The sequence below is a fragment of the Pseudoalteromonas sp. 2CM37A genome (assembly GCF_023161885.1).
GTDB lineage: Bacteria > Pseudomonadota > Gammaproteobacteria > Enterobacterales > Alteromonadaceae > Pseudoalteromonas > Pseudoalteromonas atlantica.
In genome coordinates this window covers 523,585-538,588 of sequence record NZ_JALNTJ010000003.1, presented here as the reverse complement: position 1 = coordinate 538,588, position 15,004 = coordinate 523,585, and the positions used below count along the sequence as shown (strand labels likewise).

The following is a 15,004-nucleotide window of genomic DNA, read 5'->3' as shown; positions in this document are numbered from 1 at the left end:
ATGGCCATTGAATTACTCTTAAACCTTCGTCTTATAGACCAATAGGTAATTGAGTAAATTTTGCACATATTTAAAAGTGGTTTTCGGACATTAAAATAATGATGCAGCCATGCAAGTTAAACACTTATTTAACGAACTCATAGCGTGATGCAAGATAAATAAATTTTTATTCGTAAGTAATACCTGTAGCAAGTAATACATTTGAACGTTTAAAAAGCAACAAACAACAAGTAGCCTTTAAAGGACACCACAATGAAATTTACCCCATTAAAAACTCTTGCAGCGAGTGCTGTATTATGTGCTTTAACAAGCACAGCTTATGCGGCAACTGCAGCTAAAGTAGGTAACACCGAATTTACTTACGGCGGATACATTAAGCTAGATACAATGTGGAGTGATTACTCTGCAGGCGCTCCTGATGGTTCAAATGTAGGGCGTGATTTTTACGTACCAAGCACACTGCCAGTAGGCGATGACGATGATTCGGATGCCGTATTTGATATGCATGCACGTGAGTCACGTTTTAACTTTGGTACGTCAACGTTAATGGATAACGGTAAAACAGTTAAAACTAAAATTGAGTTAGACTTTTTAGCATCAGCACCTGGCGGTAACGAGCGCGTATCAAACTCTTATGCACCACGTATTCGCCATGCATTTGTAACTTACGATGGCTGGTTATTTGGTCAAACATGGTCAAACTTTCAAAACGTGGGTGCACTTGCAGAAACACTTGATTTTGTAGGCCCTGCTGAAGGCACTGTTTTTGTTCGCCAAACGCAAATTAAGTACACAACCGGTGCTTGGTCGTTCTCACTAGAAAACCCAGAAAGCACAATTACCACACAAGGTGGCGCACGTGTAGAAACAGATGATGCGTCACTTCCTGATTTTACTGCGCGCTACACACACAATGCCGATTGGGGTAACTTTGTAGTTGCAGCACTTGCTCGCCAACTTACTTATAAAGTAGGCGATGTTGACGCTGATGAAACCTCGTTTGGTATTAGCGCTTCGGGCCGTGTAAATTTTGGCGAAGATTACCTTAAATTTATGCTTACTCAAGGTAAAGGCCTTGGTCGTTACGTGGGCTTAAATGTTGCCCATGGTGCAGTGCTTAATGGCGATGAGCTTGATGCAATAGACTCAACATCTGGTTTTGTTGCTTATCAACATAAATGGACAAGCCAGTGGCGCTCAACTTTCTTATATTCTTTCTTTAGTGCTGACAACAACACCGATCTATTAACAATATCAGGTGACCCTGTTGAATCAAGCCAAAGCTTTAGTGCAAACATTTTATACTCACCGGTTAAGCGTTTAACATTTGGTGCAGAGTTTAAACATGCCGAGCGCGAAACAGAAAGTGGTATTGACGGCGATTTAGAGCGCTTACAATTTTCTGTAAAATACAATTTTTAATTAAACATAATGATCACAATAAAGCGGCTTAGGCCGCTTTTTTTAGCTATACAACGTGAACTCTGCTTAAAAGGTTTAATAGTACTGTGATAGTAATAGTATTTAAGGGTGCTTTTTTGTCTGAGATTTTCGGTAAATAAAATACGGTTAGCACTTAAACAAGCTTAAATAACAGCATTTGGAAGAGCTCAGATAAAAGTTTGTACAGAAATAACACCCTCTTTGCGATTAAGGAATATTACCTTAGCGCTAAACTAAGCGGCTATTTAGTTGCTAAAATCCACTAAATTCCCACAATTTCGGATAACTATTAATTATTTTGCACAAACTACAAGCATGTTATTGAAAATCACTCTCATTTAGATTATGTTATGCACTTCTTTTTTGAACCTATTGGAAAAACACATGTCGTCCCAACAAATTTTGCGTTTATCTAAGCTAAGCCTTATTACTTCACTTGTTTTATCTGGTCATGCATTTGCACAAGAAACTACAACAAATACAGATGACTCATTAGAAAAAATAGCAGTATATGGCCAGCATCATAAAAACTACATCACCGAAGATGCGCAATCTGCTACAAAATTAGGCCTAACAATCAAAGAAACCCCACAAAGTATTTCTGTTGTTTCTCGCGCTTTAATGGATGATTTTTCATTAGATGATATTAACTCAGTGCTAGAGAGCACCCCCGGTGTAACTGTAGAACAAATAGAAACTGACCGTACTTATTTTAAAGCCCGTGGTTTTGAAATAACAAACTTTCAGGTTGATGGTTTAGGCATCCCACAAAGCTCAGGCTCTATTCAGGGCACTTTAGATACGTCTATTTACGACCGTGTAGAAATTGTACGTGGTGCAAACGGCCTTATGACTGGCGCAGGTAACCCATCTGCAACCGTAAATATGGTATTAAAAAAACCAACTTACATAACTCAAGCGCATGCATCTGCATCGTATGGTTCATGGAACAACAAGCGTTTAGAAGTAGATGTTTCAACGCCAATTAACGACGACCACGCTGTACGCGCCGTATTTACCAAGCAAAAAGCGGAGTCATACCTAGATCGTTACGAAACAGATAAAACAATTGCTTATCTTGCTTACGAAGGCAAGCTAACCGACGACACGACATTAAGCATCAACTATGTTAACCAACAAAAAGATGCCGATAGCCCACTTTGGGGCGCACTCCCTCTTTATTACACCGATGGCACAGCAACAAACTACGACGCCTCTACAAGTACGGCATCTGATTGGTCTTACTGGGATAACAGCGCAGAGCAAGTATATGTAACACTTGAGCAAAACCTATCGGCTACGTGGGTTGCAACAGCGCGTTACGCACACATAGAAAACGAGCAAGACTCAGAACTATTTTACGTATATGGCACACCAGATAGCGAAACTGGCCTTGGTTTAACAGGTTACGCAAGCCGTTACGACTACGAAGATAAGCACGATTTATTTGATTTATACGCCAGCGGTAAATTTGATTTATTTGGCCAAGAACACGACCTGTCATTTGGTGTTAGCCAAGCAAAAATGGATTACAACGAGCAGTCGCTTTACGATTACACCACGGGCAACGGCTTCCCAGCCATGCCTTCGCTTGATACGTGGGATGGCGTAGTACCTGAAGCAACCCTTGCTGATGGCTTAAATGGCAGTGATATAGAAAACAAACAGCAATCAGCTTATATGTCTACTCGCATTAAATTAAGCGCTCCGCTAAGCGTATTAGCAGGTGTACGTTACACTGATTGGGAAACATCCGGCACTGCTTATGGTGTAGAACAAACACGTAACGACAGCGAAGTTATCCCGTATGTGGGGGCTGTGTATGACTTTAATGAATCGCTTTCAGCCTATGCAAGTTACACAGAGACCTTTGTGCCACAAAAAGAGCTTGATATTAATGCCGAGCAATTGGCGCCAATTACAGGTAAAAGTAGCGAAATTGGTTTAAAAGCACAGCTTTTAGACGATCAAGTATTTGTAACCTTTGCTTACTTTGATGCAAAACAAGAAAACCTAGCGGTTGCATTACCTGATTCATTACCAAGCGATACTCGTTATTATGGTGCTGATGGTATCACCAGCGACGGTTTTGAAATTGAATTAAGTGGTAAAGTAACCGAGGATTTAAGTGCAAGCATCAGCTTTAGTAATTTAAGTATTGATGGTGATGATTTAGTTGAAGATTACACGCCAGAGAATCAGCTAAAACTGGCTGCAACTTACCAAGTACCTTTTGTTGAAGGCTTAACTTTTGGTGCAAATTATCGTTGGCAAGACTCGGTTAGCCGCGTACAAGTTGAAGATGCAACCGGCGCTGCACTTGTAACCACGAACCAAGATGCTTACGGTATTCTTGATTTAATGGCTAACTACAAAATTACAGAAAACGTTGGGGTTACTTTTAACGTTAATAACACCACAGATGAAAAATACCTACACAGCCTATACTGGGCTCAAGGTTATTACGGTGCGCCGCGTAACTACGCGCTATCTGTAAACTGGCAGCTATAAGTCGCTTTTTTAAAGTACGGCTTTTAAAATTAAACGGCACTTTTTAGTGCCGTTTTTGTTTTAAGCCCCTTTAAGTTAAAGCGCATATCCCCCCTCCTTGCGCTATCTACCTTATGCAAAGTACTAGCAATACCATGCTTTTATTATGCGCCTCAATTAAAACGCGAACTTGTTAGCCAGCCTCACTATAGATATGGCTAAGCGCTATTTAAACTACATCTGTTAAAGCTTGTAAGGTTATAGTTTTAGCGTGCTTTAAACACAAAAAGGCGCTAACCATTGCTGGTTAGCGCCTTTTAAAGCTCGGGTCAAATCAAGCTTAGAGAACGTTTACACTTAAAGGTCAGACTCAGCGCCTAATACGTCTTCGCCATCTTCTGGCTCAACCGTTGCTTTTAATAGCAACATATCACGTAACTTACCTTCAATTTCATCTGCAATTTCTACGTTTTCTTTCAAAAACTTAATAGAGTTTGATTTACCTTGGCCTACTTTATTGCCGTTGTAGCTGTACCAAGCACCTGCTTTTTCAACAATTTTGTGCTTAACACCTAAATCAATTAACTCACCTTGTTTAGAAATACCTTCACCATACATAATGATGAATTCAGCTTGTTTAAACGGTGGTGCAACTTTGTTTTTAACTACTTTAACGCGGGTTTCGTTACCGACTACCTCATCGCCTTCTTTAACAGAGCCAATACGACGAATATCAATACGCACTGATGCGTAAAACTTAAGTGCATTACCACCTGTTGTTGTTTCAGGGTTACCAAACATTACACCAATTTTCATACGAATTTGGTTAATGAAAATACATAGCGTATTTGAGCGTTTAATATTACCTGTAAGCTTACGTAGTGCTTGCGACATTAAACGTGCTTGTAAGCCCATGTGCGAGTCACCCATGTCGCCTTCAATTTCAGCTTTTGGTGTAAGCGCAGCAACAGAATCGACAATAACAACATCTACAGCACTTGAACGTACTAACATGTCACAAATTTCTAGCGCTTGCTCACCGGTATCTGGCTGAGAAACTAACAGCTCATCAATGTTAACACCTAACTTTTGTGCGTATACCGGATCAAGAGCATGCTCAGCATCAACAAAAGCACATGTTTTGCCTTCTTTTTGAGCCTGCGCGATAACTTGCAAAGTAAGCGTTGTTTTACCTGAAGACTCAGGGCCATACACTTCAACAATACGCCCCATAGGCAAACCACCTATGCCTAAAGCAATATCAATCCCAAGTGAGCCTGTAGATACAGCATCAATATTTAGGGCTTTGTTATCGCCCAGTTTCATAATTGATCCTTTACCAAATTGACGCTCAATTTGTGATAGTGCAGCGTCCAGCGCTTTTTGTTTATTATCGTTCATTCTGTTCTCCAAATCCGGCTAATGCGAACAAGTATACTGTATGAAATCACAGTATCAAGTGAAATTTATAAATTTATCTTCTCGATAGTGCTTTTCAATGCAAATTCAATAGCTTGCATTCTAACTTGCGCTCTATCGCCGTTAAATATTTGCTTAAACGTAAATTGTTCATTGGCAATTTGTATGCAAAACCACACAAAGCCAACTGGTTTATCGGACGTAGCGCCACCTGGCCCAGCAATGCCCGAAATTGCCACGGCAACATCAGCTTTGGCAACGCTTGCGGCACCAAAAGCCATCTCTTTTACTGTTTGCTCACTCACCGCACCAAATTGCTCTAGCGTAGTATTGGCCACATTAAGCAGTTCATGCTTAGCTTCATTACTATAAGTAACAAATGCGCGGCCCAAATAACCTGAGCTACCTGGCGTATCTGTAAGCGCATAACTCACTCCGCCACCAGTACATGATTCAGCGGTAGTGATCCATAAGCGTTTATCCGTTAAAATAACGCCCAATTGCGCAGCAAGTGTTTTAATCTCTTGATGTAATTCCATATTCAGCCTTTGGGTAAATACATGTCGTTTGATCTTTATGCACCGCACACTATAAAACAACAAACCCCTATGATGCAGCAGTATCTAAAAATAAAATCAGAGCATCGCGATATTTTATTGTTTTATCGTATGGGGGATTTTTATGAACTCTTTTTTGACGACGCTAAACGCGCGGCCCAACTACTCGATATTTCGCAAACGCATCGCGGTAAAGCCGGCGGCGATCCTATCCCTATGGCGGGTGTCCCTTATCATGCAGTAGAAAACTATTTAGCTCGTTTAGTGCAAATGGGCGAATCGGTTGCTATATGTGAGCAAGTTGGCGATCCTGCAACCAGTAAAGGGCCAGTAGAGCGCAAAGTCGTACGTATCGTTACTCCGGGTACTATTTCAGATGAAGCGCTATTGCAAGAACGCCAAGATAACTTACTCACTAGCGTATGGCAAAATAAAAAAGGGCTATACGGCATTGCCTACCTTGATATAAATTCAGGGCGTTTCAACGTAGTTGAAGTTAACACCGACGAAGCATTTACTTCAACCCTACAGCGCTTAGCACCCGCTGAGCTTTTATACTGTGAAAGCTTTGAAAACACACATTTAATTGAGCATATAAAAGGGGCACGCCGACGCCCTGAGTGGGAGTTTGACCTAGACACCGCGCAACACTTACTGTGCGAGCAGTTTGGCACCAAAGATTTAGTTGGTTTTGGTGTAGATAAAGCGCATGCTGCTTTGGTCGCTGCGGGTTGTTTAATGCAATACGTAAAAGATACACAACGTATTGCGCTACCCCACATTCGCGCTATTACGCTTGAGCATAACGAGCACGCAGTTATATTAGATGCGGCAACACGCAAAAATTTAGAACTAACCGTTAATTTATCGGGCGGCTTTGAAAACACTTTAGCGCAGGTACTTGATAAAACCGCTACGGCCATGGGGTCGCGTTTACTTAAACGCCGCATTCATACACCTGTGCGTAATAAAAATGAGCTTAACTCACGTTTAAATGCCATTAGCGCTATTTTAGATGTGCAGTTATATGGCGAGTTACACGATTCATTAAAAGAAATTGGTGATATAGAGCGCGTAATAGCACGGCTTGCTTTATGCACGGCACGCCCGCGCGATTTAACCCGACTGCGCTGTGCCCTACAAGCACTCGCACCACTGCACGCATTATTAAACGATGCTAATGATGAGCGTATCGCTAGCATTGTTCGCCACTCTCCAGAGCTGCCTGAACTACAAGCTTTACTTGAGCGTGCTGTTATTGATAACCCACCAGTACTAATTCGCGATGGGGGCGTTATTGCACCAGGCTACAACAGCGAACTCGATGAATGGCGAAATTTGAGTAAAGGCGCTACCGATATACTTGAGCAACTAGAACTTAGAGAGCGCGAGCGCACCGGGATCAGCACATTAAAAATTGGCTATAACAAGGTGCATGGCTTTTTTATCGAGGTAAGTCGTGCAAATTCACACTTAGTACCTGCTGATTATATTCGCCGCCAAACGCTTAAAAATAATGAACGCTACATAATACCTGAATTAAAAGAGCACGAAGACAAAGTGCTTGGCAGCCAATCAAAAGCTCTTGCGCTTGAAAAACAATTATATGAAGAGCTATTTGAGTTTATAGCCCCGCATATTGAACAGCTTCAAATGATGGCTGGCGCATTAGCTGATTTAGATGTATTGAATAACTTAGCAGAGCGAGCACAAACGCTTAACTATGCTAAACCACAGCTATGCGATGATGACAATATAAGCATTAAACAAGGTCGCCACCCTGTGGTAGAGCAAGTAATGAAAGAACCTTTTATTGCCAACCCTGTGGAGCTAAATAGCCAGCGTAAAATGTTGATTATCACCGGTCCAAACATGGGTGGTAAATCAACCTATATGCGCCAAACAGCACTTATCGTATTGATGGCGCATATTGGCTGTTATGTCCCTGCTGATAGTGCAAAAATTGGTAATATTGACCGTATATTTACTCGCATTGGTGCAAGCGACGATTTAGCCTCTGGTCGCTCTACTTTTATGGTAGAAATGACCGAAACTGCCACAATATTAAATAATGCAACTGCGCAATCTTTGGTATTAATGGATGAAATTGGCAGAGGCACCAGTACCTACGATGGCTTGTCACTTGCTTATGCAACGGCTGATCATCTGGCACAAAAAATATCTGCTAAAACATTATTTGCTACGCACTACTTTGAATTAACGGAACTTGCCGAGCAAAAAACCGGGCTGGTGAATGTACACCTAGATGCCATAGAGCACAACGACACCATTGCATTTATGCATACTGTGCTTGATGGTGCAGCAAGTAAAAGCTTTGGCTTACAGGTCGCAGCGCTTGCCGGCGTGCCTAAAGCCGTGATAGCCCAAGCAAAACAAAAGCTTAAACTGCTCGAAAACCACCAAAGTGTAACAGCGCCTAATGCTGAGCAGCAGGCGTTTTCATTTGCTAATGAGTTACCTGCGCCTGAGCCTTCAGAGGTTGAGGAGCAGCTCGGTGCCATTGACCCTGATAACCTATCGCCGCGTCAAGCACACGAACTTCTTTATAAATTAAAAGCACTACTTTGAATATAGGTAACTTGAGCGGTGGTTAAGAGGCTGATAACACTGTAAATAGTATTTCTTGGGGGTCGTAAGACATAAAAAAAGCTGAAGGTTTTATCCTTCAGCTTTTAAACACATAGACAGTATAAAAGGGAGCTACGAGAACTGGTCAAACAAACTTTCTGTGCTTAACCCTTCTTGTTGTAAAATATCTTTTAAACGACGTAATGCTTCTACCTGAATTTGTCTTACGCGCTCTCGTGTTAAACCAATTTCGCGGCCAACATCTTCAAGTGTTGATGGCTCATAGCCAAGTAAACCAAAGCGACGCGCTAATACTTCACGTTGTTTAGGGTTTAACTCACCTAACCAATCAACAATATGTTTGTTAATATCATTGTTTTGAACTTCGCCCTCAGGGCCTGCGCTTTTTTCATCGGCAATAATGTCTAACAGTGCGCTGTCGTTCTCACCGCCAATTGGCATATCAACTGAGGCAATTTTTTCGTTTAAGCGTAGCATTTTAGTTACGTCTTCTACGGGTCTACCTAAGCTTTCAGCAATTTCTTCAGCAGTTGGCTCATGGTCTAGCTTTTGTGTCAGCTCGCGTGCTGTACGCAAGTAAACATTTAATTCTTTAACTACATGTATTGGCAGGCGAATTGTGCGCGTTTGATTCATAATGGCGCGTTCAATTGTTTGGCGTATCCACCACGTTGCATAAGTCGAAAATCTAAAACCGCGTTCTGGGTCAAACTTTTCAACAGCGCGAATTAAACCTAGGTTACCTTCTTCAATTAAATCTAGAAGTGCTAAGCCTCGGTTGTTATAACGGCGGGCAATTTTTACAACTAAACGTAGGTTACTTTCAATCATACGCTTGCGAGATGCTTCACATCCACGTAGCGATTTGCGGGCAAAAAAGACTTCTTCTTCAGCGCTAAGTAGGGGAGAAAAACCAATTTCTCCTAAATAAAGTTGGGTTGCATCAAGGTTTTTAGTTACTTCCTCTTTTGCAAATATCTCTTCTTCGTTATCAACCTCTTCAAGTAATGCTGCAGTTTCTTCTACTGCGGTGTCATCAAATTTTTCGTCGGTGGTGTTTTTGTCAAGTTTTGCTGCGTTAGCCATAAGCCTTCTCCCGAGCAATTATCAATACCTAAAAATTAGGGAAGGTATTTAGCAGGATTGACAGCTTGCCCACGGTAGCGAATTTCAAAACGAAGCGCAGTGACCGAAGATTCTGACTTGCCCATTTCTGCTATTTTTTGTCCTGCCTTAACTTTCTGCTTTTCTCTAACAAGTAGTTTCGAGTTATGTGCATAAGCACTTAGGTAATCATCATTATGTTTCAAAATGATTAAATTACCGTACCCTCGAAGCGCATTACCCGCATACACCACCGTTCCTTGTGCTGCGGCTAAAACTGAAGCCCCTGTACGGTTAGTAATCTGTAAACCCTTGTAACCGTTTTCCTTATTAGAAAAGCGTTTAGTCACTTTGCCCTTTGCAGGCCAAAACCACTTTACTTTACTGCTCGACGAAGGTTTAGCATTACTAACTATTTTATTGGCTTGTTTTCGAACATACTCTCGTTGTTTCGGCTGATCAAGATTTTTCTTTAATTTTTTGTTAGTTTTTTGTTTTATTTTAGTGGATGTTATTTTTTGTTTAACGGGTGAATTGCTAGCAAGCGCATGGCTAGTGGTGGCTACAAGCGAAATAACTTGCCCAGGATAAATAACATAAGGTGATGGAATTGAATTGTTTTTTGCAAGTATTTTAAAATCTTTGCCTGCACTAAAGGCAATGGAATATAATGTATCACCCTTTTGTACTGTGTATTTATTGCCATTAATGTTAATAGCTTTTTTAAAATCATTAACATTAGTATTGAGGCTGCTAACAGGAGCAGGAATATGGCGAGATGAACAGCCCGAAATAAAAACAGCAATAAATACAATTACATATAATACGTACTGACTATTCAAGGTGTTTTGCTCCGAAATTTGAAAAGTACTACTTTTGTTTGTTAGCGTAATAAAAAGTAAGCAACCGCTATTAATATAACTAAACCCCAGCCAAGTACTTCAACATATTGACGTAATTTTTGCTCCATTTTAACCCCGCCCCATTTCATTAAAGCAGAAACTAAAAAGAAACGCGCACCACGGCCAACGGCAGACGCTATTAAAAATGGTAAAAATGCCATTTGTAATACCCCTGCACCAATAGTAAATACCTTATATGGTATAGGTGAAAAGCCCGCTAAAAATACCACCCATACGCCGTACTCTTTAAACCATGTAAGCGCTGTTTCAAACTTTTCTTGCCAGTGCATCTGCTCAATAAAGGGCTGTACAACAGGCTCAAATAACCAGTAACCTAAAAAGTAACCTACAATCCCCCCAAGCACTGAGGCAACTGTAGCAAAGCTTGCAAAGCGCCACGCTTTACTTGGCTGAGCAAGCGACATAGGAGCAAGCATTACATCCGGTGGTACCGGAAAAAAAACGGACTCAGCAAAGCTCATGGCTGCTAAATAGCGCTCAGCAAAGCGGTGTTTTGCCCACACTAGGGCCATATCGTATAACTTAGTAAACAATTTCAACGTGAATTCCTATTCAATATCACCAGGGACGAGAGGGACAAACCGAACTGGTGCAATAACATGCTCTGTGAAGCTATCGCCTTGGCGAATAACCATGGTTAATTTTTGTTCTTGCTCTCCAATGGGAGCAAGGAGTACACCGCCATCAGCTAGTTGTGCAAGTAAGTCTTGAGGCACTTTTGATGCGGCCGCGGTAACTATAATACCATTAAACGGGGCCTGCGATTGCCAGCCTTGCCAGCCATCTGCGTGTTTCATGGTTACATTGTATAAATCTAGTTGATGTAAACGGCGTTTAGCCTGCCATTGCAGTGCTTTTATACGCTCGACCGAATACACCTTATTAAAACACTTGGCTAACACTGCGGTTTGATAACCAGAGCCTGTGCCTATTTCTAACACTTTGTCGCGTACACCAGCCAAATGAAGCAGCTCGGTCATACGCGCCACAATATAAGGCTGCGAAATAGTTTGCCCTTGCCCTATTGGCAACGCCGTGTTTTCGTACGCCTTATGTTTTAGTACATCATCAATAAAGGCATGACGAGGTATATCTGCAATGGCTTTTAATACCTGTTTGTCTTCTACCCCTTCTTGCTCTAATAGCTTAGAAAGCGCAATTGCACTGCGCGAGTAATTAGCCAGCACGGTTTATCTCCATTTCAGCTAACCACTGCCCAACCGCTTCAATACTTTCTTTTGCTGTCATATCAACGCTTAACGGTGTAACTGAAGCATAGCCATTATTAACAGCGTAAAAATCAGTGCCCTCACCGGCATCGCTTTCAATACCAAGTGAGCCATACCAAAAAATATCACGCCCCCATGGGTCCGTTTGTTTGGTCATGGTTTCGGCTTTATGTCGAGCGCCTAAACGCGTAACTTGCACCCCTTTTAGCTCATTTAGAGGAATATCGGGTACATTTACGTTGATAATTTGATCTTTAGGCAGGGGGTGCGATGCCAGCCCTTTAATTATATTAACGGTCACAGCTGCTGCGGTTTCAAAGTGCTCACCATGGTGCGAGCAAAGCGACACGGCAATAGCAGGCAAGCCTAAATGGCGCCCTTCGGTCGCCGCTGCCACAGTGCCTGAATACAATGTATCATCGCCCAAATTAGCGCCGTGGTTAATACCTGCTACGACTAAATCAGGCGTTTCATCAACTAACTGATTAACCCCTAAATGAACACAATCAGTAGGTGTGCCATTAACCGATATAAAGCCGTTTTCAAGCGTGGTAGAGCGCAGTGGGTTTATTAACGTTAACGAGTTACTGGCACCACTACAGTTACGATCAGGGGCTACAAGGGTTACATCGGCAATTTGCGTAAGAGCCTGGTATAAAACAGCAATCCCTTTAGCGTTTACACCGTCGTCGTTACTTAGCAGTATCTTCATTTTGACTATCCTTTTCTTTTCGCTCATTAGGGCTTGCATCGGTGTAATCCACCAGCTCACGTAAAAGTGCGGTAGCAAAACACCCTTTAGGCAATCCAAAGCTTAATTTTAAAGTCGTTTCGTCTAGTGTTTCTATGGTTAAATCTTGCGGAATGAGGCGCAGCATACGGCGCTCATTTTTAAGGCCTAATTCGCCTAAGCCCTCACACCATGCTTGGTATGGTTTTAGCCATAATTTTTCTTGTTCAGTTAAGCCCTTTTCGCTTTTACCAACCATAGGAGCCGACATCATAATATCGCCAGAGGCTAAACGTGCTATGTTTTCATCGCTTATTGCATCTTCAAAAAATGCGTTACTACCGCTTAGCATAAATACTTCACGGTGCATGGTTTTAGCTAACCCATGCTCTTTAACACGTAAGCTCACTATTTGATTAAATACATGTGAACGGGCAGCGGAGATAATAATACCGCGTAGTTTTTTATCGCGAATGCGCTCGCCGGCGAACATTTTTTCGGCCATAACTAAATTATGCCCATCGCGGCCAAAGCGCTGCTCGCCAAAGTAGTTAGGCACACCCGCACGTACGGCATTAATGCGGCATAAAATATCAAGCGGCTGGGTTACATTACGAAGCGTAATTGTGAATCGGTTTCCTTTATGGCAACCGGTGCGTAATTTACGTTCGTGGCGCTGTTGCGAAACCACAAAAATGCTGTCGCTATTGAGTTCACTAAAATCAATGTGCTTTTTAATGGGTACTTTTACGCTAAACCATTGGCTACACACGCCGTGGCGGTCTTTCATGCCGGCATAGCTTACTTCGCGCGGTGACACTCCAGCCTTTTGTGCTATTAACTTGGCCACGTACTGCGTGTTTTCACCTTTTTTAACGACCTGTAAGCATACATGCTCACCACTGCCGGTAAATTCTATGCCGAGGTCTTCATCAACCATAAAATCTTCAGTAACGGTTTTAAAGTCTGCTTTTGAAAGCGGTGCACCGTATAGGTAATTTAAATCGCTCATGCGCTTGCTGTACTCTCAGGCGCTTTGCTCATAATAACTACCGCATGGCTAGAAATACCTTCTTTACGCCCTTCAAAGCCGAGCTTTTCGGTGGTGGTCGCTTTAACATTGATTTTTGAAAGCTCGCAATTTAAATCGCTGGCTAAATTAGTGCGCATAGCGTGAATGTGTGGCAACATTTTAGGAGCCTGCGCCACAATAGTGACATCGCCATTGCCCAGTACATAACCTTGCTCTTTGGCAAGGCCTACAACATGGCGAAGTAAAATACGGCTGTCGATATTTTCATATTCGCTCGCCGTATCCGGAAAATGCTTACCAATATCGCCCATTGCCAACGCGCCTAAAATAGCATCGCATAATGCATGAATAGCAACATCGCCATCTGAGTGTGCTAAAAAGCCCTGCGGGTAATCTATTTTTTCGCCGCAAATTGTTATTGGGCCTTCGCCACCAAATTTGTGTACGTCAAAACCATGGCCAATTCGAATCATAATGCTTGCTCGTTTTGTTGTTTGTTTAATAAAAACCCCGCTAGGTCTAAATCCTCCGGCGTGGTTATTTTAATATTGTCGCTGCGCCCTGTAATTAGCTTAACGGGTTTATTTGCCCACTCAATGGCACTGGCTTCATCGGTAATAGTTACGCCCTCACAAAGCGCACGTTGCAACGCATTTTTAAGCTCGTCATATTTAAAAAACTGCGGTGTAAGCGCTTGCCATAAATCATCACGAGGCACGGTTTGCTCGCTATGCGTGTTACCACGCTTTATGGTGTCTTTTACCTTGCTTGCTAAAATACCGCCTTCGTCGTCGGCTATACAATGCGCTATTAAGGTTTCAATATCGTTAATAGTGACTAAGGGCCGGGCTGCGTCGTGCACCAGCACCCATTCAGGAGGGTTATTTTCTAAAAATAATAGGCTATTAAGTACTGAGTGTGCTCGCTCTTGCCCGCCGCTGGCGCGTAAAATTCGCGAGTCTATATGCGCAAGCGAGTCAAAATAAGGGTCAGTTTGACTAACGGCTACAACTATTTGGCTTAAGCTTTGTAATTGCGAAAGCTTACAGAGCGTATGCTCTAAAATAGTTTTTCCTGCCAATTTAATATACTGCTTAGGTGCACTGTGCTGCATTCTGCTGCCTACGCCGGCAGCGGGTACAATGGCAGCTATTGAATTATTATTTTTCATGTTGTTTGCCCGGTAAAACACGTATAAATGTTTCATCCGGTTTAATCATTCCTAATTCGTTACGAGCGCGCTCTTCTATGCCTTCTTGGCCAAGCTTTAAATCTTCTATGTCGGCGGTAAGTACTTTATTGCGCTTAATTAGTTTTTCATTAGTTTGTTGATGAGAAGCCACGGCTGCTTTTAAACGCGTATAGTCTTGCACCCCGTTATGACCAAACCAAAGTCGGTATTGTATAAACAGTGCTAAGCACAACAGGCCAAGCTGAAAAAACCGCATTTAACACTCCCTATTCGT

At 42.1% G+C, this 15,004-nt stretch carries 14 protein-coding genes; 3 read left to right on the top strand and 11 right to left on the bottom strand.

The window, feature by feature from the left end; all coding sequences use genetic code 11:
* Nucleotides 1-252 precede the first annotated feature (252 nt).
* Nucleotides 253-1,422 (top strand): DcaP family trimeric outer membrane transporter, encoded by a 1,170-nt coding sequence (locus MTF68_RS09810; protein WP_004586195.1) that lies wholly within the window; start codon nucleotides 253-255, stop codon nucleotides 1,420-1,422.
* 405 nt (nucleotides 1,423-1,827) lie between these two features.
* Nucleotides 1,828-3,954 (top strand): TonB-dependent siderophore receptor, encoded by a 2,127-nt coding sequence (locus MTF68_RS09805; RefSeq protein WP_096739201.1) that lies wholly within the window; start codon nucleotides 1,828-1,830, stop codon nucleotides 3,952-3,954.
* A gap of 336 nt (nucleotides 3,955-4,290) precedes the next feature.
* On the opposite strand, the gene recA is transcribed toward MTF68_RS09805, so the two are convergent.
* Together recA and MTF68_RS09795 are read right to left on the bottom strand one after the other, a co-directional pair.
* Entirely contained in the window at nucleotides 4,291-5,334 is a 1,044-nt protein-coding gene (gene recA, locus MTF68_RS09800) for a recombinase RecA (protein WP_004586193.1), read from the bottom strand.
* Between the two features lie 65 nt (nucleotides 5,335-5,399).
* Nucleotides 5,400-5,891: a nicotinamide-nucleotide amidohydrolase family protein gene (locus MTF68_RS09795; RefSeq protein WP_248462346.1), complete on the bottom strand. Its 492-nt coding sequence runs from the start codon at nucleotides 5,889-5,891 to the stop codon at nucleotides 5,400-5,402.
* A 21-nt stretch (nucleotides 5,892-5,912) separates the two neighbouring features.
* On the opposite strand from MTF68_RS09795, the gene mutS reads away from it, so the two are divergent.
* Nucleotides 5,913-8,498 carry a DNA mismatch repair protein MutS gene (gene mutS, locus MTF68_RS09790; protein ID WP_248462345.1) on the top strand — a complete coding sequence of 862 codons (2,586 nt, stop codon included), beginning with the start codon at nucleotides 5,913-5,915 and terminating at the stop codon, nucleotides 8,496-8,498.
* A gap of 132 nt (nucleotides 8,499-8,630) precedes the next feature.
* Here mutS and rpoS read toward each other — a convergent pair whose 3' ends face one another.
* The 9 genes from rpoS to ftsB are packed head-to-tail and all read right to left on the bottom strand — an operon-like array spanning nucleotide 8,631 to nucleotide 14,986.
* The gene (gene rpoS, locus MTF68_RS09785) at nucleotides 8,631-9,605 is read right to left on the bottom strand and encodes an RNA polymerase sigma factor RpoS (protein ID WP_024033114.1); all 975 of its coding nucleotides are present in this window, start codon (nucleotides 9,603-9,605) and stop codon (nucleotides 8,631-8,633) included.
* 35 nt (nucleotides 9,606-9,640) lie between these two features.
* Complete coding sequence (locus tag MTF68_RS09780; RefSeq protein WP_248462344.1) at nucleotides 9,641-10,465, bottom strand: peptidoglycan DD-metalloendopeptidase family protein; 825 nt, start codon at nucleotides 10,463-10,465, stop codon at nucleotides 9,641-9,643.
* A 41-nt stretch (nucleotides 10,466-10,506) separates the two neighbouring features.
* Nucleotides 10,507-11,085, bottom strand: a complete 579-nt coding sequence (locus MTF68_RS09775; protein WP_004586188.1) for a YqaA family protein — start codon at nucleotides 11,083-11,085, stop codon at nucleotides 10,507-10,509.
* A 9-nt stretch (nucleotides 11,086-11,094) separates the two neighbouring features.
* The gene (locus MTF68_RS09770) at nucleotides 11,095-11,733 is read right to left on the bottom strand and encodes a protein-L-isoaspartate(D-aspartate) O-methyltransferase (protein WP_004586187.1); all 639 of its coding nucleotides are present in this window, start codon (nucleotides 11,731-11,733) and stop codon (nucleotides 11,095-11,097) included.
* Nucleotides 11,723-12,487: a 5'/3'-nucleotidase SurE gene (gene surE, locus MTF68_RS09765; protein WP_248462343.1), complete on the bottom strand. Its 765-nt coding sequence runs from the start codon at nucleotides 12,485-12,487 to the stop codon at nucleotides 11,723-11,725. Before surE ends, MTF68_RS09770 begins: the two co-directional genes overlap by 11 nt.
* Nucleotides 12,468-13,517 (bottom strand): tRNA pseudouridine(13) synthase TruD, encoded by a 1,050-nt coding sequence (locus MTF68_RS09760; RefSeq protein WP_248462342.1) that lies wholly within the window; start codon nucleotides 13,515-13,517, stop codon nucleotides 12,468-12,470. The genes surE and MTF68_RS09760 overlap by 20 nt, the downstream gene beginning before the upstream one ends.
* Entirely contained in the window at nucleotides 13,514-14,011 is a 498-nt protein-coding gene (gene ispF / locus MTF68_RS09755; RefSeq protein WP_248462341.1) for a 2-C-methyl-D-erythritol 2,4-cyclodiphosphate synthase, read from the bottom strand. The genes MTF68_RS09760 and ispF overlap by 4 nt, the downstream gene beginning before the upstream one ends.
* Nucleotides 14,008-14,709 carry a 2-C-methyl-D-erythritol 4-phosphate cytidylyltransferase gene (gene ispD, locus MTF68_RS09750; protein ID WP_248462340.1) on the bottom strand — a complete coding sequence of 234 codons (702 nt, stop codon included), beginning with the start codon at nucleotides 14,707-14,709 and terminating at the stop codon, nucleotides 14,008-14,010. The genes ispF and ispD overlap by 4 nt, the downstream gene beginning before the upstream one ends.
* On the bottom strand, nucleotides 14,699-14,986 hold the full coding sequence (gene ftsB, locus MTF68_RS09745) for a cell division protein FtsB (protein WP_004586182.1): 288 nt from the start codon (nucleotides 14,984-14,986) through the stop codon (nucleotides 14,699-14,701). Before ftsB ends, ispD begins: the two co-directional genes overlap by 11 nt.
* Nucleotides 14,987-15,004: the final 18 nt, after the last annotated feature.

Excerpts from the sequence above, each read along its gene's own strand:
- MTF68_RS09810 (WP_004586195.1), top strand. The coding sequence starts at position 253 with ATGAAATTTACCCCATTAAAAACTCTTGCAGCGAGTGCTGTATTATGT.
- MTF68_RS09805 (WP_096739201.1), top strand. The coding sequence starts at position 1,828 with ATGTCGTCCCAACAAATTTTGCGTTTATCTAAGCTAAGCCTTATTACT.
- recA (WP_004586193.1), bottom strand. The coding sequence starts at position 5,334 with ATGAACGATAATAAACAAAAAGCGCTGGACGCTGCACTATCACAAATT.
- MTF68_RS09795 (WP_248462346.1), bottom strand. The coding sequence starts at position 5,891 with ATGGAATTACATCAAGAGATTAAAACACTTGCTGCGCAATTGGGCGTT.
- mutS (WP_248462345.1), top strand. The coding sequence starts at position 5,913 with ATGTCGTTTGATCTTTATGCACCGCACACTATAAAACAACAAACCCCT.
- rpoS (WP_024033114.1), bottom strand. The coding sequence starts at position 9,605 with ATGGCTAACGCAGCAAAACTTGACAAAAACACCACCGACGAAAAATTT.
- surE (WP_248462343.1), bottom strand. The coding sequence starts at position 12,487 with ATGAAGATACTGCTAAGTAACGACGACGGTGTAAACGCTAAAGGGATT.
- MTF68_RS09760 (WP_248462342.1), bottom strand. The coding sequence starts at position 13,517 with ATGAGCGATTTAAATTACCTATACGGTGCACCGCTTTCAAAAGCAGAC.
- ispF (WP_248462341.1), bottom strand. The coding sequence starts at position 14,011 with ATGATTCGAATTGGCCATGGTTTTGACGTACACAAATTTGGTGGCGAA.
- ispD (WP_248462340.1), bottom strand. The coding sequence starts at position 14,709 with ATGAAAAATAATAATTCAATAGCTGCCATTGTACCCGCTGCCGGCGTA.
- ftsB (WP_004586182.1), bottom strand. The coding sequence starts at position 14,986 with ATGCGGTTTTTTCAGCTTGGCCTGTTGTGCTTAGCACTGTTTATACAA.